The 20,448-nt window shown below is 54.9% G+C and carries 19 protein-coding genes; 6 read left to right on the forward strand and 13 right to left on the reverse strand.

From position 1 onward, the window contains the following. Positions 1 to 526 precede the first annotated feature (526 nt). The 3 genes from MWU55_RS07400 to MWU55_RS16530 form a co-directional block, all read right to left on the reverse strand. Positions 527 to 1,651 carry a serine hydrolase domain-containing protein gene (locus MWU55_RS07400; RefSeq protein ID WP_246935312.1) on the reverse strand — a complete coding sequence of 375 codons (1,125 nt, stop codon included), beginning with the start codon at positions 1,649 to 1,651 and terminating at the stop codon, positions 527 to 529. 292 nt (positions 1,652 to 1,943) lie between these two features. Further along, a complete protein-coding gene (locus MWU55_RS07405) occupies positions 1,944 to 2,576 on the reverse strand; it encodes a tyrosine-type recombinase/integrase (protein WP_246935313.1) in 633 nt (210 codons plus the stop codon). A gap of 207 nt (positions 2,577 to 2,783) precedes the next feature. Then, positions 2,784 to 3,695, reverse strand: coding sequence for a LysR family transcriptional regulator (locus tag MWU55_RS16530; RefSeq protein WP_348646220.1), 912 nt, complete (start codon positions 3,693 to 3,695; stop codon positions 2,784 to 2,786). A 63-nt stretch (positions 3,696 to 3,758) separates the two neighbouring features. Between MWU55_RS16530 and MWU55_RS07415 the strand changes: the two genes are divergently transcribed. Then, positions 3,759 to 4,748 (forward strand): DMT family transporter, encoded by a 990-nt coding sequence (locus MWU55_RS07415; RefSeq protein WP_246935315.1) that lies wholly within the window; start codon positions 3,759 to 3,761, stop codon positions 4,746 to 4,748. Between the two features lie 96 nt (positions 4,749 to 4,844). Next, positions 4,845 to 5,237, forward strand: coding sequence for a cupin domain-containing protein (locus MWU55_RS07420; RefSeq protein ID WP_246935316.1), 393 nt, complete (start codon positions 4,845 to 4,847; stop codon positions 5,235 to 5,237). Positions 5,238 to 5,373: 136 nt separating this feature from the next. On the opposite strand, the gene MWU55_RS07425 is transcribed toward MWU55_RS07420, so the two are convergent. The 4 genes from MWU55_RS07425 to MWU55_RS07440 form a co-directional block, all read right to left on the reverse strand. Next, positions 5,374 to 6,030 (reverse strand): glutathione S-transferase family protein, encoded by a 657-nt coding sequence (locus MWU55_RS07425; RefSeq protein ID WP_246935317.1) that lies wholly within the window; start codon positions 6,028 to 6,030, stop codon positions 5,374 to 5,376. A gap of 439 nt (positions 6,031 to 6,469) precedes the next feature. Beyond that, positions 6,470 to 7,114, reverse strand: a complete 645-nt coding sequence (locus MWU55_RS07430; RefSeq protein ID WP_246935318.1) for a LysE family translocator — start codon at positions 7,112 to 7,114, stop codon at positions 6,470 to 6,472. Continuing rightward, a complete protein-coding gene (locus MWU55_RS07435; RefSeq protein ID WP_246935319.1) occupies positions 7,111 to 7,614 on the reverse strand; it encodes an anthrone oxygenase family protein in 504 nt (167 codons plus the stop codon). The genes MWU55_RS07430 and MWU55_RS07435 overlap by 4 nt, the downstream gene beginning before the upstream one ends. Next, a complete protein-coding gene (locus MWU55_RS07440) occupies positions 7,614 to 8,003 on the reverse strand; it encodes a hypothetical protein (protein WP_246935320.1) in 390 nt (129 codons plus the stop codon). Before MWU55_RS07440 ends, MWU55_RS07435 begins: the two co-directional genes overlap by 1 nt. A gap of 80 nt (positions 8,004 to 8,083) precedes the next feature. Here MWU55_RS07440 and MWU55_RS07445 point away from each other — a divergent pair, with 80 nt between their 5' ends. The 3 genes from MWU55_RS07445 to MWU55_RS07455 are packed head-to-tail and all read left to right on the forward strand — an operon-like array spanning position 8,084 to position 9,487. Further along, the gene (locus tag MWU55_RS07445; RefSeq protein ID WP_246935321.1) at positions 8,084 to 8,686 is read left to right on the forward strand and encodes a TetR/AcrR family transcriptional regulator; all 603 of its coding nucleotides are present in this window, start codon (positions 8,084 to 8,086) and stop codon (positions 8,684 to 8,686) included. A gap of 26 nt (positions 8,687 to 8,712) precedes the next feature. Next, entirely contained in the window at positions 8,713 to 9,015 is a 303-nt protein-coding gene (locus tag MWU55_RS07450) for a chorismate mutase (protein ID WP_246935322.1), read from the forward strand. Between the two features lie 43 nt (positions 9,016 to 9,058). Continuing rightward, a complete protein-coding gene (locus tag MWU55_RS07455) occupies positions 9,059 to 9,487 on the forward strand; it encodes a hypothetical protein (protein WP_246935323.1) in 429 nt (142 codons plus the stop codon). A gap of 165 nt (positions 9,488 to 9,652) precedes the next feature. Here the strand turns inward: MWU55_RS07455 and MWU55_RS07460 are convergent, their stop codons facing one another. Further along, entirely contained in the window at positions 9,653 to 10,285 is a 633-nt protein-coding gene (locus tag MWU55_RS07460; RefSeq protein ID WP_246935324.1) for a tyrosine-type recombinase/integrase, read from the reverse strand. A gap of 173 nt (positions 10,286 to 10,458) precedes the next feature. After that, positions 10,459 to 11,640 (reverse strand): phytanoyl-CoA dioxygenase family protein, encoded by a 1,182-nt coding sequence (locus MWU55_RS07465; protein WP_246935325.1) that lies wholly within the window; start codon positions 11,638 to 11,640, stop codon positions 10,459 to 10,461. Positions 11,641 to 11,719: 79 nt separating this feature from the next. Here MWU55_RS07465 and MWU55_RS07470 point away from each other — a divergent pair, with 79 nt between their 5' ends. Beyond that, positions 11,720 to 12,739 carry a LacI family DNA-binding transcriptional regulator gene (locus tag MWU55_RS07470; RefSeq protein WP_246935326.1) on the forward strand — a complete coding sequence of 340 codons (1,020 nt, stop codon included), beginning with the start codon at positions 11,720 to 11,722 and terminating at the stop codon, positions 12,737 to 12,739. Positions 12,740 to 13,665: 926 nt separating this feature from the next. On the opposite strand, the gene MWU55_RS07475 is transcribed toward MWU55_RS07470, so the two are convergent. The 4 genes from MWU55_RS07475 to MWU55_RS07490 form a co-directional block, all read right to left on the reverse strand. After that, complete coding sequence (locus tag MWU55_RS07475) at positions 13,666 to 14,598, reverse strand: hypothetical protein (RefSeq protein WP_246935327.1); 933 nt, start codon at positions 14,596 to 14,598, stop codon at positions 13,666 to 13,668. A 175-nt stretch (positions 14,599 to 14,773) separates the two neighbouring features. After that, positions 14,774 to 15,373 carry a hypothetical protein gene (locus MWU55_RS07480; RefSeq protein ID WP_246935328.1) on the reverse strand — a complete coding sequence of 200 codons (600 nt, stop codon included), beginning with the start codon at positions 15,371 to 15,373 and terminating at the stop codon, positions 14,774 to 14,776. Between the two features lie 12 nt (positions 15,374 to 15,385). Next, on the reverse strand, positions 15,386 to 17,521 hold the full coding sequence (locus tag MWU55_RS07485) for a hypothetical protein (protein ID WP_246935329.1): 2,136 nt from the start codon (positions 17,519 to 17,521) through the stop codon (positions 15,386 to 15,388). A gap of 150 nt (positions 17,522 to 17,671) precedes the next feature. Then, positions 17,672 to 20,272 (reverse strand): AAA family ATPase, encoded by a 2,601-nt coding sequence (locus tag MWU55_RS07490; RefSeq protein WP_246935334.1) that lies wholly within the window; start codon positions 20,270 to 20,272, stop codon positions 17,672 to 17,674. Positions 20,273 to 20,448: the final 176 nt, after the last annotated feature.

The raw sequence follows: 20,448 nt of genomic DNA on the forward strand, positions 1-20,448 counted from the left end.
TGCTCGTCACTATCTTCTGCAATGTGAGAAACCAGTATATCGCTCAACCTGATCGAATTGCTGCATCGCAAAATTGCATGGGTTACTCGATGAAAAAGTCAGGCTGTTCAATTGATTGCTCCTTTGGCGTTTGCGGTAGCATCAGAGTCATTTGGCCCCGTTATTGTCGGTGGCATTGGCTGCGGTTCAGCCAAAGATGTGCCGCAAGTACAAACATATTTTGCGTCAGCAATCGGCGTAGTTGTGCAAGTTCGGATTGTCCGCGATGTGTGAGTTGCCCCGACAAACCTCGCTGCGCGATGTTCAAATGACCGAGTTTGGAGTCGCCCTGCAGCTCGCGAGATTGAGCACTTGCAGAAATTTCCGCGTTGCGAGCGCATGCAGCAAAAATGAAGACTTTCGCTGTGGGCTCGAACTGGTCATTGGGATCAAGAGGTCCGATACTGCTGTGCTGCCCGCCTTTCCCGCCGTTGGCAGCATGCGAAATGAGGTGTGGCGACCGAACGCACAATATGCGTGAGACCGATTAGGAATAGAACACACCCGGAATGTCAGCCGCCAGCTTTCCGATCATTCCCTCATAGGCCGTATTGGTTAGCAACAGCGACACGCGCTGCGAAACCGGGTCCATGAACCAGGAATGGCCATAGACCCCGCCCCATCTCATTGTCCCGCTGGGTAGCCCGACACCGGCGGCCTTTGGGTCTGCAAGGACCCCCCAACCGTAACCAAAGCTCCATCCCGGCCCATGCATCGTCCAGAGTTCCTGTGGCAACTGCGGCTTCATCATCTGCGCTACGGTTTCGAGGCGTAAAACCGGGGCGCCCCCGGTCAACAGACACCGCAGAACAGTCATCACCTCGGGCGCAGTACCTACAAGCCCGGCCCCGGAAGACGGGAAAGATGCGGGATCATGTACACGCGACGGGGCAAATCGCACGCCGCCCTCTCCCCAAAGGGGATGGCGCACGCCCTCTTCCATCCGCACCGGCCCGGAAGGTCCGTCCAAGTACGGCTGCGCAAAATCGACGGCCGGCTTCTCATGAAAGCGCAGGCTCTGCAAACCGAGCGGAGCGGCAATCCTTCGATCAAGCAACGTCTGAAGCGGCTCGCCAGTCGCGACTTCTGCAACAGCACCTAAAACATCCATTCCAACCGAATAACGCCAGCCCGTTCCGGGTTCAAAGTACAGGGGCGCACGTGAAATCCGGCGCAGGTTTTCGGCCATTCCCAAGCCGGGTTGATCCAGTCCGTCGGACACCCCGAAACAGGCATAGGGGCCTGTTTCGCTCTCAAGGAACCGGTATCCCAGCCCCGAACTGTGGGTCAGTAAATGGTGCAACGTTATTTCGGGAACATGTCCATTGGGCAGCGCAGGGCGGAATTCCGGCAGGTAGTCCGTTACCGGGTCGGACAGGGAAAAAACGCCGTCTTCAGCCAGGGTCATGAACAGAGTCGATAAAATCGGCTTCGTCACCGATGCAAGGCGAAACCGCGTATCCAACTTCATCCCGCGCCCGGCTTCACGGTCGGACAGACCGATGGCACGGCCATAGACGGGTGCGCCCCTCTCTTCGACCAGCAATACAGCGCCAACGATACGCCTTTCGTTAAGCGCAGTGTCCAGAATTTGATCCAGTCGTTCTTTCATGGCCGTCTCCTCTTGCCGCGACTAACGCTTCCCTCCCTGGCATTCTCGCGGCCGAGTTTAATTGGACCCCCGGCGCCAAATTGACCTTTTTTCAAATGCAGCTACTGTGCTCACGTCAGAGTACCGCATTTGCTACGCATGGCTAACACTTTCGCCGACACCGGTCGCGTCGAACCGGACATTCATACAAATCGCAGAACTCGGTAGAATGGGCTCAGAATGCTCAAACGCCGCATGACGGACGGACAACCGCTTCGAAATGGCGAACGGCAGGACCGTTCGCCAGGGTTCGTTAGATATCGATGCGCTCGGCTATGCTCAGAGCATCTTCCAGTTCGACACCAAGATAACGCACCGTGCTGTCAACTTTGGTGTGACCAAGGAGCAGTTGCACCGCGCGAAGGTTGCCAGTCTTGCGATAGATCTCGGCAGCCTTTGTTCGGCGAAGCGAGTGTGTACCATATCCACTCGGCTCCAAACCAATCGCCTTCACCCAGTCGCGGACAAGTCGACCGTACTGACGCGTTGAGATGTGTGGTCGGTCGTGAAACCGGCTTGGGAACATGAACCGGCAAGCAAGCATCTCCGGATTTCTGACCCAGGTCAGAACGGTTTCTCGGGTGTTTTCCAACAGTTCGAATTGAACAGGCCGTTTGGTTTTGCTCTGGATCACGGAAACACGTTCCCGGACGCGGTCGTCTTTGACAAGATCAGTCACGGTTAACCTAACCAGATCGCAGCCTCGAAGTTTGCTGTCGATGGCGACGTTGAACAAAGTCAGGTCGCGCAAACTGCCCGAAAGTTCGAGCCGTGCACGGATCGCCCACACTTGTTTTGGCAGCAACGGACGTTTCTGCCCGATAATCCGCCCCTTGTTCCAAGCCTTGCGTTTTGGGGTGACTGCGGGAAGTTGGACCTTTGGCATGATTTGCCCTCCGATCCTCCCTCCAAACCCAGTCACCAGCACCATGCGGGCAATGAGATTGTATCGTCCATGGCAATGGCAGCTGTCAGTGGCCAACCGACTGCATCGGCGCTGCGTGCGCACTCGGCGGCTCTGAGCCCAAGTTGACCGATGTTGCAGGATGCCTGAAGGTCCGGTTTACAGATAGACTGCTCTGAAAAGATTGAATTAGGCGCGGGTCGAGAGCGCCAAATGCACGCTTTCTGCCAGCGCATTAACAGCGGCTTCGGCATTCGGTCGGACGACAAGGCGAACCGTATAATCTGGCAAGGTTGGAAGAATGTCGGCGCTGATCTCTTCCAAACCTGATCCCAACATACTTTCTGGCAATGGTGCCACGGCAAAATCCGCCGTCACTGCTGCGACCTGACCAGCAGAATGTTCACTTGTAAGCGCAACACGAAAGGGGCGCTCCGCACGTGCGCATGCTTCAATAGCTGCTTGCCGCCACGCGCACGTTTCATCTGACAATGCGAGCGGAACAGGGGTTTGATAAACGGCCGATCCGGATGACGCGCCTACCCACAAAAGGCGTTCCTTGTGAACTGTAATCCCAATAGCGCGCGGGTCATTTTCGGCAAAAGTGACCAGTCCGACATCCAGCTTCTCGCTTTCGATCTGTGTGAATATCTCGCTGCTCGGCCCCAGAACAACGCTGACTTCGATTGCCGGATATGTTCGAGCAAAAGTCTTTAGTATGGCAGGCAACCAGCGAGTCCCATAATCATCGGGCGCACCAAAACGCACTCTGCCTGCCGTCTGCCGGGTTCCAAACCGCGCTGCAATCTCGCCGTTCAGAGAAAGCAAGCGACGCGCATAGCTCAATAACGCTTTGCCATCCCCGTTGAGATGTACGCGACGCCCTTGCCTGTCGAATAGTGGGCATCCGATCTGCCTTTCGAGCTTTGCGATCCTGCCGCTGATCGCCGCCGGAGAACGATGCACTATTGCTTGGGCAGATCGAAATGACCCCGTTTCACAGACTGCGACGAATGTGCGAAGAGTGTCTGAATCCAGTGCTTTGACGCTGGATTTTTCAGTTTCATGTTTGGAATTGGAAACGTTCATGCTGTTTAGCATTGCCGAACAGTCTGAACAAAACAACCCGTTTTGCCGATCAGGCGAAGCGTGAGATGTATCGGTATGACTGATGGCACCCCCTTAAAACCTAGGACCGAAATCAACCTTGCACCAGTAAGATTCCGCTCCGCCTTCGTCCTGATGGCTTTCGGGATGCTGACGATCCCGGCTATGGATGTGATTGCTAAGGTGCTCGCCATGAACGGGATGCCAGGTACGCAAGTGGCGCTGGCTCGGTTTGTCGGGCAAGGATTGTTTACATTGGCACTTCTGCCCTTATCTATCCTGTTCCTCCCCAGGATTTTTCAAGACGGGACCTGCACAAAGAAAAAATCGATAGTCGGACGGACTTTGGCTGACCTTCGCGCGGCGTGGACCTGGACCAATCTTGCACGAGGCGTTGCATTAGCCGGTGCGACTGCTTGCTTTTTCACCGGTCTTACAACTCTCCCCCTGCCAGCCTCAGCGGCGATCCTATTTCTTGCTCCGCTAATCCTGACGTTGCTCGGTGGTGTCATTCTGAAAGAACAATTGACTCTCCGCAGAGTCGCGCTGTGCGTAGCCGGTTTTCCATGTGTTCTTTTGATCGTTCGTCCTGGCTTCGACGGTCTTGGATGGGACGCGTTTTATCCGCTCGCAGCAGCTTTCCTGTTTGCAGTCTATTTTTTGCTTACGCGAATGGCATCCGGTGAAGGTTCACCTCTTTCCATGCACGTCATCGCGTCTGCTTCTGGAGCTGCCATTCTTACACTCTGGCTCTATGCTAGTATGTCGGTATCTGACAGCGCGCAGATAGTCTGGCCAAGGAGTGTCCCTGTTTGGATTGCGATTGCTTCACTTGGGATCATCTCAACGATTGCGCACATGGCGATCATCGTTGCTTTTGCACGTGCACCTGCGTCTGTGCTCGCGCCGCTGAACTACTTGGAAATTGTATCAGCAACCGCATTGAGCTTCGTCGTATTCGGAACACTGCCTGTTGTATGGACCGTAGTTGGCGCGGTGCTCATAATGGCAATCGGTTGCGCCGCCACCCGCACGCTAAAGTCTTGAGACTGGCTGAAGCTGGCGTTCAACTTGTGAGTGCCGTTTACGTTGACAGGTGACGTTCTCATGAACAAAACTCTGCTTCTTTGAGGAGAGCAGAATATGAAAGAAACGATTTTACCCCCCGTGGCTGACGCGAAATCCCCCGCTGGGGCGGACATCCGCTTTATTATGGACGGCACGACTGGAAACATGATCCATAGCACCGTCTCGCCCGGCCAGATCAACAGGGCCACGGTGCATGAAACTGTCAGCGAGTTTTGGTTTGTATTGGAAGGCGATGGGGAAATCTGGCGGCGTGATGATACCGAAGAGAAGGTCACCAACCTCGTGCCAGGGGTGTCTATCGACATTCCAGTTGGCACGGCATTTCAATACCGTAATGTCGGAACCGAACCTTTGAAATTCATATGTATCTCAATGCCGCCCTGGCCGGGTGATCACGAAGCCTCACATTTGGATGGAGCATGGGAACCTACTGTGGGTCAAAGCTAACTTCATGGGAAAGTTAGCAATATCGGTCAATTCCGTCGGTGATAGAAACGGTTGTGTTTTGGCACATGCTGCGGTGCGTAGAAGATCTGGAACGAGTTCACCGAGGCGGTTGCTGCGGTTTGCATGAATGACCGATCTAGGCGTTGTGATTCTTCGGCAGGCCGGGATCAGTCTCTCTGACACTTGCGCGCGGCGAGGCCCACTCCCACCAGTCGGATAGGGCGGAATAGTTGCTGAGAGCAGCTTTCCCCTCAGGGGCCTGAACAAAATACGCGATCATCGGGGCGAGGTGGCAATCAGCGAGTGTGAAAGTCTGTCTGTCAAGGACATGCGCTTCTGCTGCCAGCGTCTCTAGCGCCTGCAGAACGGTTCGCGAGGCTGCCAAACCATTTTCGACTTCGTCTTCGCTGCTGCCTTCTCTGACCGCAGGTCTGAATACGCGATGAGCGAAGACTTGGCGAACCATCGGTCTGTAGCCGTAACTGTCGATGATAGACACGGTTTGCGCCAACCGCGTCAGGCTTTCGAAGTTCAGGGGAATGAGGCGAGGACCGTCAAATGCCGCGTCAATGTATCGACAGATGGCCGCTGTTTCGTACACATCGAACGTGCCATGGCTCAGGACCGGAACGCGGCAAAATGGATGCCGTTGCTTGTAGCGCTCGGGAACAACCTCCGCAAAAGGGTCGATTTCCTCAATTTCGTATGCGACCCCTTTCTCGTGCAGCGACACCTGAGCGATGCGGTTGTAAACACTGAATTTATAGCCACGAAGTACGACAGATCTGTTCATGTGTATGATGCTATCGCCGAGATGCGCTAGTGGAAAGGGTCACATTGGGCGATCAATAGTCCTCGTGCGTGATCAACCGACGATCACATTGGCATCGCGAACGGCAGCGGAGTCCCGCGACTTGATCCTTGTCGCCCGGATCTTCGCTGCGAAGTGAACGAATGGCTGGTTTTCTTGCCGCCGTGCAGCGGCAAGATCGGAGCAGTCGCCGCAATTTCCGTGCTGCGAGCGCACGCAGCGAGAAATGAAGACTTCCGCAATGGGCTCTTTCCGGCCATTCGCCGCGAAATTCACGAATGTCCGCTCCGGGCCGTCCCTGCCAAGTGGTAGCGTTCTGTTCCTCGAACATGCTGCAAACAATCTAACTATAGCAACGAGCCCAAGAAACTGGATGCATCACTTGGCCCGAATGTCAGCAATGCGTTGAACGAAAGCTGAATTACGCATCGCTGCGTCGGACAATTGCCAAGGCACTGCCAAGCGCGATGAGCAATCCACCACATGTCCGGTCGATCCAGAGTGCGCCTCGGTCGCTTAGAAGGTGCATTGCCTTTGCGCCCAACCCTGCGTAGGCGGCCATAACCGCGACATCGACTGCGATAAAGACAACAGCCAGTGTTGCATACTGTTGAAACATCGCCTCATTCGGTGTGAGGAACTGCGGAAGGAAAGCTGTGAAGAACAGGTAGCCTTTGGGGTTTGTGACAGCGACAAGAAAGCTCTTTCTAAAGACTGCAACTCTGTTGTGAAGCGTTCCCGATCTGTTGTCTTCGGATGGGTTCGCGAGCGGTTGCAACTGGCCCGTAGATCGCATCATCTGTACGCCCAACCAGACGAGGTAGCCGACACCGATCCATTTGACGACATTGAACCAAAAAACTGATGCGGCCAGAAGTGCACCGAGCCCCAGACCGGCAGCTGTGATCAGAACCGCATCAGAGATTGCGGCTCCTGCGATGCCGTACCCTGCGGTAGCGATGCCGAACCGTGATCCATTGGACAGGGCGAGGAGAACGGTTGGGCCTGGCGTCAAAACAACAACCAGCGCCAGAAAGGCGAATGTCAAAAGAGAAATTTCCATCATGCGGATTCCGAATTCAGAAAGTTGATGGCAAGGCCGGTCAGGATCAGGCAAACACCACTCACAATCGTCCTAAGCACGTTCCAGACCTGCCAGGAGGCTGAGTAATCTTGCCAAATTTCACGGGCTGATCCGATGTCAATTGGTACGGCAACCTCCGCCAGCGCTTCGTTCATGGGTACATTCACCGTTGCTGTGATGAGGAAGGCACCGACGATGTAAAGAAGGGCGGCCAGACCAAATAACTTGGCTGACCTCTTCCTGAGCTGCCAAGCGGCGATGTAGGCCGTTACTCCCAGAATGATCGGGGTCAAAAAGAAAGCGGGGAAGAACACTCCGTTCCGGACCGAGGCGTTCATTGCTTGCATTGCGGCGATGGCTGTTCGCGGGTCCGTCGCGTCCAAGCCCCACATCGTCGAACATACCCAGGCGTAGAAAAACCCGAAAATGGCTCCGATGCTTAGGAGTGACAGCATCGACATGGGCGAAAGTAACCGAGCCATCAGACCCGTTCCGCCCCAAGTTCCCGGTGTTGGCGCGCCGCTGACACGACCGAGGCAAAGATGACCAGCGCAGCGAATTGGCCGAGCAGTACTGCTGGGTAGATCAGGCCAAATTGAGCATCGACGTATTTTTGAGGCCCGAAGGAAACCAGGGCCATGAGCGCGGCGAGAATGCTCATGATGCGTCCTGCCCAACTTTCCAGCGGCTGTACGATGATAGCCCCCAAAGCGACAGACATCGCGGCTCCAAGAAACGGAGCAATGCCGAACAAAGGCGTGGCTATGGGCGGGTGGGGCTTGATCCCGGCATACAAGGCGGACAGCATAACTGCCTGCAGAAGGATGAGTGTCGCCAAAGCGGCGATGACATGACGATTAGATTGTTTCATTTGCCTCTCCAAAGCGTAACTGTGATTACGGTTGCGTGTATCCGTAATTAGGGTTACGGTTGCTGTCAACAGGCTGGAGAATGATTTTGCGTGAAGAGAAACGATCCCTGCGTCAGCAACAGATCGAGGCGGCTGCATACGAAGTGTTGGAGGCCAAAGGGTACGGAGGCACGTCCATGCAGGGCATTGCCAAACATGCGCGCGCCTCGAATGAGACGTTGTACAACTGGTACGGGGACAAACAGGGGTTGTTCCGTGCACTTGTCACAAAGAACGCTGAAGAAGTTAAAGCGCATCTGGAATCCGAACTGCAAACCGACCATGACGCGCTTTCAATTCTGGGAACGCTGGGCCCGAAGCTTCTGCTTTTGCTGACCGGTGATCGCGCTGTCGCCCTCAATCGAGCCGCAGCGGCCGATAGCAGTGGCGAACTCGGCGCGACGCTTTCAAAGGCGGGGCGAGAGGCAGTGTTCCCACTGCTCGAACGGGTGTTGCTGCGCGCCCAGGACGAGGGCGTGCTCAACTTCGAACATTCTGGGGAGGCTGTGGCGCTCTATCTCGACCTGCTGATTGGCGATCAGCAGATCAGGCGCGTCATAGGTCGCCTTCCTCAGCCATCGGAGACCTTTTGCCAAGAGCGGTCCGCGCGGGCGGTAAGGCTCCTCCGCCAACTTCTTGGCTAAGCAATAAGTCCAAAGGATTTTGAATTATGACGACGCTCCTCGCACCCAATGCCTGCCAGACCATGGCCGATCTCCGCTCCCAAATCGACGCGATCGATACGGACCTGATAGGCCTGCTGGTCAAGCGGAGCCACTATATCGACCGGGCAGTGGACCTGAAGAAGATTGAAGGATTGCCTGCACGCACAACGGACCGGGTGGCCGCGGTGCTGGACAAGGTCGGCTCAACCGCTTCTGAACAGGGCCTGGATCCGGACCTCGCACACAGGCTTTGGGCCGAACTGATCGAATGGTCGATCCAGCGGGAAATCAGGGATCTTGGTGAATAATGCGATTTCGCAGGACAATGGGTGCAGTTAGTGGGGCGGACCTATGAAGCTCATTCGCAACATCAGGGCCGCCGGTGTTTTTCATAGGGCAGCGAAGTCGATGCAAGCAGGCGACTACCAGGGTGTTCTTGACCGTCTGGACGGGTTCCAAGCGCAACCATATTTCTTGGCCAAGGCGGAACTTTTTCGTGCAATGGCGCGGCATCGGCAGGACAGGTTTGCGGAAGCGGATCACCACTATGACAACTTCCTGACCAACCATCTCGCTGACATGCCGCCAAAGGACCGTGTGTATGTGGAAGAGTACGGGAAATTCTTCAGAAGCCGTGCTCAAGCAAGAATTGATCCATCAACGCCGTTGTATTCATCACTTGAAGAATTGAGAAAACTTTCAGAAAACGCGCCTTTTCTCACGCGCGCCGAGTTTGCTTTTGCAAACTGGGCAGAAGCCGACCTGACCGGACAAATCTGATCTTCAACTTCTTGGCCAATTGGCGTCTCGGTCCGCACTGTGTGAGTTCGACGAAGCCCTGAGTACATGCTTGCAGCGAATGTCCGGAATACGACCTGCAACCGCAGCATCTCGACCGGTCGGCAAATGGCAGGAATGGGCCGTCTGTGAAAATGGCCCATGTCTTTAGATTTCAACAGCTTTGGAGATCGCCAGAGCGTCTTCAAGTTCGACGCCAAGGTATCGAACGGTGCTGTCCATCTTTGTGTGACCGAGTAACAGTTGAACCGCACGCAGGTTGCCGGTCTTGCGATAGATGTGCGCAACCTTGGTTCGTCTCATAGAATGAGTTCCGAATGATGTTGGATCGAGCCCGATGGACTTGACCCATTCAAGCACAAGCCGTGCATATTGCCGGGTCGAAATGTGCAGCCGTTCATGAAAACGCCCCGGCCATAGGAATTCCGAGCCAACCATCAGCGGCTCCTCCATCCATCGCAGGATCGATCTACGCGTGCCTTCGGTGATCTCGAAGCGCACCGGTCTTTGGGTTTTGCTTTGGATAATCGAAGCCCGTTCCTTGACCTGGCCCGAGGCATAGATGTCCGCGACCTTCAGCTTCACCAAATCGCATCCGCGAAGCTTGCTATCGATGGCAAGGTTGAACAGCGCCAGATCGCGATGGTTCTCGGCGATTTCATGCTGCACCCCAATGGCCCAGACGTGTTTTGACATCAGCGGACGTTTCTGTCCGACAACCCGGCCCTTGTTCCAGGCTGGGCGACACGCGCGAATGGCAGGTAAGTTTGCAATGGTCATAATGGTTCCTCCCATCCGCCACGATCCACCACAGCGCCAACCAGACGTTGGCAATTCAGCTTAGCATGCTCACGTGCGCGTGCGGAGAAGGTCGGCAGAGAGCCCAAAGCGAGCGAAAGTTAAATGAACAACCGGCGACCGCTTTGGAGATCGACTGCCAAGGCCGCCCGGGTCTAAGCCCCGCGTGCTTTACTCATCTGATTCAGCCGATCGGCAAAGTCAGGCTCTTCAACACCCTCAGCCAACGCGCGCCGAAGGAAGGCGGCTTGGGTTTCCGGTGCAAGACCGTTTATCGGGGGATCGCGATCTAGGTTTGTCGGGAACGAGTACCCCTCGGCGGTCGCAGCGATTGCCGCGGACAATTCGGCGGGGCTGAGCCTGTTTTCCTGCCAGGCGCGAAGCGCATGCGGGTAGAGCAGCTTGCACATTCTCTCCCGATCGACCGTCTCCATAGCGCGACCGAAGGCCGATGACACCTGCAAAAGGTTGGCGAAGCGGTGAATGTCATGGCTCGTATTGGCACCGGCAGCGTGAAACAGAGCGGGGGAGAAGAACACTGCATCCCCTTTGGCCAACGGCAACTGCACATGGCGCTCCTCGAAAAGCACCCGAAAGTCATCTCGGCGCCACGCTGCATACCCCGGACGATATGTTTGAGAGAAGGGTAGCAGCTTGGTCGGGCCGCTTTCCAAAGGCATGTCGCAATGTGCAACAGCGCCCTGAAGCGTCAGAATTGGTGAGACATCGTGGACGTGCGCAGGATAAGACGCGCTGACGTCGGCGGTTTGAAACCCCAGATGATAGTCGCGATGAGCCTGCTGAGCTGCGCCGCCCGGGTGAACGAGGTTTACTTGCGCTGTCATCTGATAATTCGGCCCCAACCAAGCTTCGCAAACTGCCGCGATAGAAGTGTTTGCGAAGTAGTTCAGAAACGCCTCGGGCGAGGCTTCGCAGAGCTTTTGAAGCGCGTTCCAGATTCGATCGTTTGCTCCCGACGCTGCGAAATGATCGCCGGCGCCCCCAGTTCCCTGCTTCTCTTCTGCGATAATGCTTTCGTAGATGCGGGTTGCCTCATCCAGAACCGCCGTATCGGCATAGGTCCCCTTCAGCGCCACAACCCCTGCACCCGAGCGCAGGACTTGCGCCCATTCCGACATAAGCGTGCGACGCGTCTGGTCATCCTCGAGAGCGGTACGCAGGTCCGCCATGTCGTAGACGGGGATGTTCTTTTCGATCAGAGCCGCATGCGGCACCTGCTCAGGGCGTGTTTTCTGATCGATGAGTGCTGTGAACTCGCCCAGATCACAGGTATCCGGCTCGTAGTAGGCGATGGTTTTGTCGATGGTGTCCTTCATGACGGCTCCTCCCTTGTCGCGACAAGGATAGGGCAATGGGGATTGCATTGAGTCCTAAAACACATCAAAAACACATCAAATGACGCACCGCTTTCCCATCAAAGAGATCGCAAGGCAGGCAGGTCTTGGCACCGCCACTGTCGATCGGGCTCTGAATGACCGGGCCCATGTGAGCCCGCAGACAAAGTTGCGTGTTACGGCTGCAATGGAAGAGTTGAAATCCCAGGAAGCCCAGCTTGCTGCCCGTGGAAGACGTTTGTTCTTCGACTTCGTTGTGGAGGCGCCATCACGCTTCAGCCGCGAGGTGAAGGCGGCTGCCGAAGCCATAGTTCCCCAGATAGGAACTGCAGTATGCCGCCCGCGATTTCTGCTGCAGGACGTCATGGAAGAAGAGGAGGTCATTGCAGCGCTCGGGCGGATCATGAAACGCGGCAGCCAGGGCGTCTGCATCAAGGCCCGCGACACAGCAAAGATAAGAGACGCCGTCAGAATGCTGGCCAACGCCAGGATCCCCGTAGTCACGCTTGTGACCGACATTGGAGGAGCTGATCGTCTTGCCTATGTCGGGTTGGACAACGCTAGTGCGGGACGCACAGCTGCTTATCTTATCTCCCGAACGCTTGGAGATATGCCGGGAATGGTCTTGGCTACGCGCAGCCATGAACGCTTTCTGGGCGAAGAGGAACGAGAGTTCGCGTTTGTCGAAGCCTTGGCACGCGAGCGCTCGAGTCTACAGGTCCTTGCTGTCCAAGGTGGCAGCGGAGTGGACTTTGAAACATCGAAGCTCCTCACGAAGTCCATGAACGACATTCGTGATCTACTCGCGGTCTATTCGATGGGGGGCGGCAACCGATCGATCCTACGCACGCTGGAGGACAATGGTCTTCGCCCCAAGGTGTACGTGGCCCATGACCTTGATAGGGAAAACAGAGAGCTGATCCAGGACAGGCGCTTGGACTTCGTCCTGCATCACGATCTGCAACTGGACATACGAAACGCCTTCAACGCCTTTTTGGCCTACCATCGACTGTCTAACGATCTATTTGAGGCGCCAATCTCGACGGTTCAGGTGCTGACACCGGAGAATGTTCCACGGTGATTTTCTAACTGGATTTGCCCTGTCACCTGGAAAAGCAGACCTCACCATCTTCTTCGCCGCCGTCGGCTTTGTCCCGCACAGTTTGAAATCGAGCAAGCCCAGAGTTTGCGGCCGCGACGAACGGCGGCTATGCGAGCTGCGGCCGCAGCGTTTTCAAGTAGGGTGAAGGTTCTGAAGCAGCCAGAACTGCTTCAGAATGCGATAGCGTATCCTGATCAGAGATCTTAGATTGTGCAAGATACTTGAGAAGGTAGGGCAGGGGATCTTCTCAAAACCCGGTCCGACCGGAAATTTCTCAATTAAAAGGTAAAATAGTGGTCCAAAAGGCAACTTACGTTGGTGTTCGACACCAGGTGTTGAGCTTCAGGTAAAGTTACCTTTTGGTCTTTTGTAAGTCTTTGATTTTTAACGATTGGAAATTTCGGCGTCTGGCCAGTTTTGCCTATTTCTTCAAGGTAATTTACCTTTTGAAATGTGCAAAGGGTTTGGTCCGTATGAGTGGGGTCATTTGCAGGAAGCGTCTTGTGGTGAGATGCGTTGCTGGCTGCTAGTTTCAGTAAATTGGATGTTGACCTTGGGCTATCGTCCGCCTGCACCAGAAAGCATCGTTCCGATGGACCAGAGGCCCACGATGCACTAACAAACAAACCGGACCACCCGATGGGGCACACAACAAGACGCGGCGTGTTAACGCTGTCAGTGCTATGGTCCCTAATATTCAATGCATGCCAGGCTAGCATTTCGTAAATCAAATTCAGTTGCAGCTGCTGCAACTCCATGCCTTGATTGGCTGGTTAACAGCGTAAGAGGTTGATCGAGCCAAACGGCCCCAGTGCATCCTTTTACAGTGCGCTGGGACCTGATTTCTGGCGTGTCCGTTCGCCTGTTCTGACCGCTGGTCAGAAGCACGGACTGACCTAGGCGCTTCAGTTATAGATTACGGTCGCGCTGCGCACGAATGATGCACCTCCTTGAGTCGACGACACGTGGGCGACCCAACGATCATACTTAAAATTACCTTCAAAGCGCGTCCATTGCCAATGGCTGGTTGGCAAATACCACGTCTTCATCCTTTTCCAACTGCCGTTGAGCCGCTGGCGGTAATGCCGGGTTTCAGCCGGGCCGCCACAGGTTGCCGTAATGCCAAAGGAATTGCGACGCTTGTGGTTTATGGTCCAGCGATCGCGCCAGTAGTATGAAGCGCTTGGGTCGCACCACCTCCAGGCGTTGGAAGGATATGAGCCGAAGCAGGCGAAATTACGAAACGCATGCCAGCCTGCGCCGGACACACAGAACTGGCCGCCATAACCGCCACCACTCGACGATCCCAAAGCGACATCCGGTTGAATGCCAAGTTCATCAAGATCCGCCTCGATAGGCTCCTGCACTGCATCAACCAGTTCTTGTTTTGTAGCCTGTTTGCTAAGTGCGGCGACGACTTTGGGTACTGGTTTTCCTGGACACAGGGCCGCATAGATATCGGGGGCACTACGCTGAGCCATCATTCCAAGGACCGACGGCATCATTCGCTCGGTATGTCCAAGTTCACGCATCGCCACGCCAAATTGTCCGCGTTGTTCTTCAACGGCTTCAAACTCGATCTTCGCGCCGTTGGACAGCGCGATAGTCGCTAGTGGATAGGGCGCACTCGCAGTATCGTCGAGCGGCTGGCCATCCGGCCCGCAATTCTCGGCAACAAAATCCCGAGGCGGCGGCTCGTGCGACGCGGTATCAGGACAATCTGCGCCCGCATTGCTTGGTTCACAACCACATGACTGGTTTTCGGGATGGGTATCACACCCTTCAGAATGAGAGGGCCCGCTGCTTAAACTGCGCGATGGAAAAAGTGTGTCTGTCATGACGAATGCTCCTTGTTTGTAGGATGAACTAAAAAAGTTTAAGTGAAACTGATTACGAGTTTGGTTTTCTCAACAGGGTCGTTTGGCAAATTCTCGGTTGTTGGCGTCGGTCGAGCCGTCACCTTATTGTCTGCGTGGTGTGTGCGTGGTGTCTGCCAGCTGCGCCGCAGATAGATTAGGCAGAAACGATAATCTTCTGGGCGACGTGACGATCAGAAAACGGGTCGAATGGGGCCGTAACTGGGTCATTGACCGCGTCGCTGACATCGACCATGACGCTCACGCGGCTGGCATTGGATGGTCGCCAAACTTCGGGACATTGTACTGATATCGATGATCGGTAAGGCACGTCGATAAACGCTGCGCCAATCAGCTCGGGCTCTGGGCTTGAGCCTTGCAAAGTGCGGACTTCCCAGAATCGCACCCTTGCAGCTACCGCAGTATTGTCGCCAAAGTTCCAGACCCGAGCGGCAATTCTCTGTTCGCTGCCGGGTGCCGGCACCAGATGGGCGATGTTTGTAAGCGTGAACAACGTCGTTGTCGGCCCATCGATCTGTATGTCAGGCGAGCCGCCACCCAGAGTTGCGATGGGACGAGATCCGTCATCCGGGATCGTACCCCTGAGCACAAGAAAAACGCTGATTGGGAGCTCGGGAAATCTGGGCAGATCTTCGACTCTGGGCCACGGGAATGGGTTGTACGGCAGGCGAGGCTCGTCCAGCTTGTCATATGGGTCACAGCCCTTTGGTGATTTCTTGTCATAACGATGGCTCATTGCAATCTCCAATCAGCTGGCATCAACGGGTTCAAAGGGTGGAACGGATGGCAGGTCGGGAAGATTAGTAGCCCAGGCAAGCCAGCCGTATCCCCTGTCTGCATCGAGATTAAAGTTTTCAAGCCCCACCGCGTCGTCGCGAATGACCTGAATTGCGTTTTCGACCGAATTCCCAAAAAACTGGGTGCCCCCGGCTGTGCCGGCTGAAGTTGGAAACGTGACTGGCTCCATGATGCCAGTGCCTTGCATCGGAAATACGCCGTCGCCATCAAGCGCAAAATTCGCGTAGCGGTTAGCGCCTAGACTGGGCCAGATCACGACTTCCGGTGTCTCGGCATCAGCGACGATTGGGTATCCAGAATATCCAATATCGGGTGGATGTGGAACCTCGTCGATCCCGCGATTCATTTGGCGGGGGTATAGTTGGTCCGGAATGCTGGTACGAGTTAGTGGACGGCCCTCGGCATCAAGCGTCGGTCCAACGGTTCCGCTAAGTTCGCCTATGCCCCCAAGCAGAACAGCGCTTGGACAAGCCAATGTTGTATCAACAAGAAAGTCCGCGGTTTTGAGTTCAATCGCGCGCACCATGTATCGTGTCCAATAAAGCGTGCAGCGCAGTTCCTTCCAGAAGACGTTGGATGTTACTACTGCGGTGCCTGCAGCGCCGGCCAGTGCGGCAACACCCGCGGCAAGACCACCCGTTAGTAGCGAAATCAAGGCGAGTATCGCCAGGATGATTGACCCCGCCAATGCCCCTTTGTATTTGCTCGGGCTGGGAGGTGAACCTACTTCGTCGACCCAGTCAGGTGGGTTTTCAAAACATTCGTCGGGTGGAGATGCCTTCAATTTGCGCGCGCAGACCGGGCCCTCTCCACTGGTCTGAAGCCAGAGGACAGACGATAATCCGAGATAAGCTAAACGGAAGCTCTCGGGCGTAAAATCCTGCCCAATCTGCAGCGATGAAAGTGGCAGCTCACCATCCTCGGCGTAAACATCTGTCGTCACTGAAGACAGGAACTCGGCAAGCACATCCAGATCGTCGCTACTGGGTTCTGCGACACTCTCTCCTGCTTCGTTCTGACCTAGCACAGCGTGGATATACTCAAGTCCATTCAATCCGAGACCAAGGTCGATTTTTTCATGAAGCTTCGCAGAGCAGAGCTCTGGCCAGTCCTCATATGGGGGTTCGGGCGTGTCGCCGATCATGTCAGCGGATGCGCCGTAGAACCCGTAAATCCAGCTGTCGATGTGGTTTGTTACAAACCTGTGTCGCCACCAGTGACTACGATATGGCCCCCCGACGATTGAATTGATGAAGGGTTGACCAGTGACCGCCGCCGCCACATGGGCCATATATCCGTAAGCATAGGCTTTCAGTCTGTCGTCGTCGCCAGCTGCATCCAGAAGGCCGCGTGCAAAGTCTCCAGTCCGGCGCCATCTCATCAACTCCGTCTCTCGCCAGGTTGCTGTGCTTGTCGAGAAATAGGCTGATGTTGTTGCAGCACTTTCTGCGGCCTCGATTTCTTCCGGATCATCAATCTCGTCAGAGATTTTGGCGGGTTCTGTTTGCAAAAATGGACGGAACAAACCATTCAAATCATCGATGAGTTTCCGTTCTTCCTCAAAGCCAAACGGTTCCTTTTCTTCTTCCCCCTCCCCGTCTTCTTCTTCCTCCGCATCATCACCGGTTTCACCCTTCAGGACCTCGCCGAGCGCATCAATATCATCCTTCCGCGCCTTGAGCGCCGACAGATCTTCGTTTTCTGCGATCGCATCCAGATCATCCAAGAGCGCATATGTAGTCTGCAACAACGGCCATTGCGTCCGAACCTGTTTGAACAGCTCTCCATACCCGACCATCATGGCCCGACGGTGAAGCCGAAGGAGCTGGTTCAGCTCTTCTTCCGATAGGCTCACGAGACCCTCGTTTTCGAGTTTGGTCTGAAATTCCCGAGTGTCTCGCCATGAATTGAATTCGGCAGGAATGAGAGGCGTGTATTCCCGCAAAAGCGGTCCGAGCGCACCGAGATAGGCGAATGATTTGTGGGCCAACAAGATGTTCGCCTTGGACTGATCCGCAGCGTCTCCATCATGCAGCTCGCCAATGGCTCTATCTAGCACCGTGAAGCAATATGCAGGTCCCAACATCAAAAAATCCCCCGCGCTTGAAAATGGGTTTAACAATGGTGACTAAGCTTTTCTTTGCCCAGAAATAGTGCACGTACGGATACACGTCATGAGTGTACGCACTCAATTTTCGATGGCTGGATACCTACTTTTTGGTGAAAGTGCGCTTGGTTAAGCTGGTTTTGGCAAGATCCAAGGCTCGCTTTGCGCGCGCAAAGCGGCCTCTAAGCGGTTCTTGCAGCTAAGTTTTGACAGGATCGACGAGACATGATTTTCGATGGTACGGCGTGACCGAGATAGTTGATCCGCGATGATTGCGTTGCTTTTTCCATCGGCCATCATCGCTAGCACGGTCTGCTCTTTTGCGGTCAAGTCATAGGGGTGTTCGCGAGCAGCACGATAGGGTCCGCGTGGATTGTTCGAGATGGACGGAAGGTTCGAGCGCTGACGCAAGGCGCGGCGGGCAGCCAGTGCACCACAAGACTGAAACAGTGCATCGGCCCTTGCGTGAGAGGCATCTGAAGCGTGCTGTGACAATGTCCAACCAGCTAGATAGCTGTCACCTCTGGCTTCAAACGCGTCTGCGGCTTCCAGATACGCACCAGCCAGCACGAGGCAGTAGGGCTCAAGCGTATCGGTGGTATCAATGGGTGCTTCTGCTAAATGCCGCCAAAACAAGTACTCGGCCCGTTTGACCGGACTGAACGCTGCCGCATCAAACGCTGCGAGCCGATTGAGAGCCTCTGCGGCTATACATGGGTCACCTTGAAGGACACCCAGTTCAACATGTGCGATCAAAGTTGTCAGCTGATACTGCGGTTCGCCGATTTGGTCGGCATGGCTTAAAGCTTCGAACAAACTTTCATCCGCGCCCTCATCACCCCGTCGGATGCCGCCACGGGCCAGAATGATCCTTGCGGGCATTTGCATTAGCACCGTCTGGTTTGGCTGTGTAAGCACCCCTTGGGCTATCTCGATCGCTTCATCATAGCGGTTCTGCTCAAAACGTAGCTGTGCCTTGCGCCCGATCAGGTAAAAGGTCCAAGCGTCCAGATCATTGGCGGTATCAAACGCAATCCCTTCCTCAAGAAGCGTCTCGGCGCGGTCGAACACACGCAATTCGATCAAACATTCAGACAGATTTGTGTAAGCGCGTGCTGCCTGTTCATGGAGCGCATGGCGGTGAGAAACCTCTAAACTGCGTCGTAATTCCACCTCCCCCTCAAGGTCGCCACGAAACAGTTTCGCCGAACCCATCGTGTTCAGGGCATGCGCTTGGGTCTCGAAGTCATTCGTTATATCTGCCACTTCCAGCGCGCGCTTGGCCCACTTAACAGCTTCCACCATTTCTTCCTGCAACATGAAGAACTGCGCCCTTAACGCATAGGCTTTGCCGGTCTCAGATGACAACGTATCCGTTTCGAGGATTTTGATAGCTTGCAAAATATAGCGTTCTGCTCTGTTTGCCTCACCTCGATACCAGTGAAGTCGTGACAACCATCGCAGATTCTCGCCAACGCGATCAGATCGGCCAATTTGCGTCCAAAGCGATACGGCCCGTTCTCGCGCCGCAATAACGTCATCGTCAATCCTAAGCGACAGACCGGCTTCATAGGCCCAGCGTTCATTCATCTCAGCGGCTGTTTGAATATCGGTATCGCCTACATATTCTAGTGCGGTCCCCAGAAACAACGCGGCCTCACGGTGCGCGCCAAGTGTTGCGGCGTTACTCGCGGCTCTTTGCGCGTACTCCAGTAGAACGTCGGTGTCCTGCGCCCCCTCCGCGTGAAATACGATTGTATCCAACTCCTGGACGGCGTCGGGTTGCGCCAGATGGGCCGTTAAAAACATCTTATGCGCCTGCTGCAGTTCGCCAGGGGTCATACGAGCTGCCACGATAAGACGGGCGACTTCATGTCGAAACTTCACGGCCTTCCCGACTGCCAGCAGTATCCGCTGCGCTATTGCCCTATCGCAAAGCGTTGTAACATCTTCAAAGGGCAAGCGTTTTACAATCGTATCGGGCAACTCACCGGGAGAGCATGCAATGGTCTCGAGAAATCGTTGCAATTGGGGCGACAACACTGCAAGCCGCGCATTGATTACGTCAGAAATCGATTGCGGCAGCATCGTTAAATCTGCGTCTGAATTGAGCAATTCAGCAACGAAATACGGTTGCCCGCCAGTAATTTCATGAAGCATCGCGGCACTGTAACGACAATGCGATCCCATCTGGCGCACATGATCCACCGAAAGGGGGGGCAATTCGACATAAGTCTTGCGCGCTGCGGGGATCGTCGAGAGCGCCTTGCGCAGTTCATGAGACGGCCCGATCTCGTCGTCGCGGTAACTGCAGATCAACAGTACGGGCAGTTGCGACAAGCGTCGTCCGAAAAAAACGAGCCAGTCCAACGATTTCTGATCTGCCCAGTGCAAATCTTCAATGACAAGGATCAGTGTCTGTTCCGATTTCTGCGTGAAGCTGACAAGTTTCTCGAAATAGTCAATGCTCCCATCACTTCTAACATCATCTCCCAATAGGATGGCAGATAGATCCCGCACCGGGCCAAGCGGTCTTGGTGTGTTGAGCGGGTCACACCATGCAATCGCAGATCTGTGGGGGAACTCAGTTTGCTGCAGAAAGCATTCGATAAAGAAAGACTTGCCGATCCCTGCTTCACCACAAACCAAAACAAGCTGCCCCCCGGTCCGGGGCACGGATGACAGAAGCCCGTTTAGAAGCTCCAGCTCAGCGTTGCGCCCTACAATCAATCTAAAATCTCCAACTATGCGTGCAAGAGGTTGGTATAGAGGTGTATTTTAGCACGAAAATTCAAGTAATTCGGTAATGGATTGAATGATCCCCTGCCACAGCGGCCATTCGCCCAAGAAAGGGAGTTCGTATCTGTCGTTAGCGTAATCCTAGTGGTCTCATCGTGCAGAAACGT

Origin of the sequence: Aliiroseovarius sp. F20344 (genome assembly GCF_023016155.1) — a bacterium.
Classification (GTDB): domain Bacteria; phylum Pseudomonadota; class Alphaproteobacteria; order Rhodobacterales; family Rhodobacteraceae; genus Aliiroseovarius.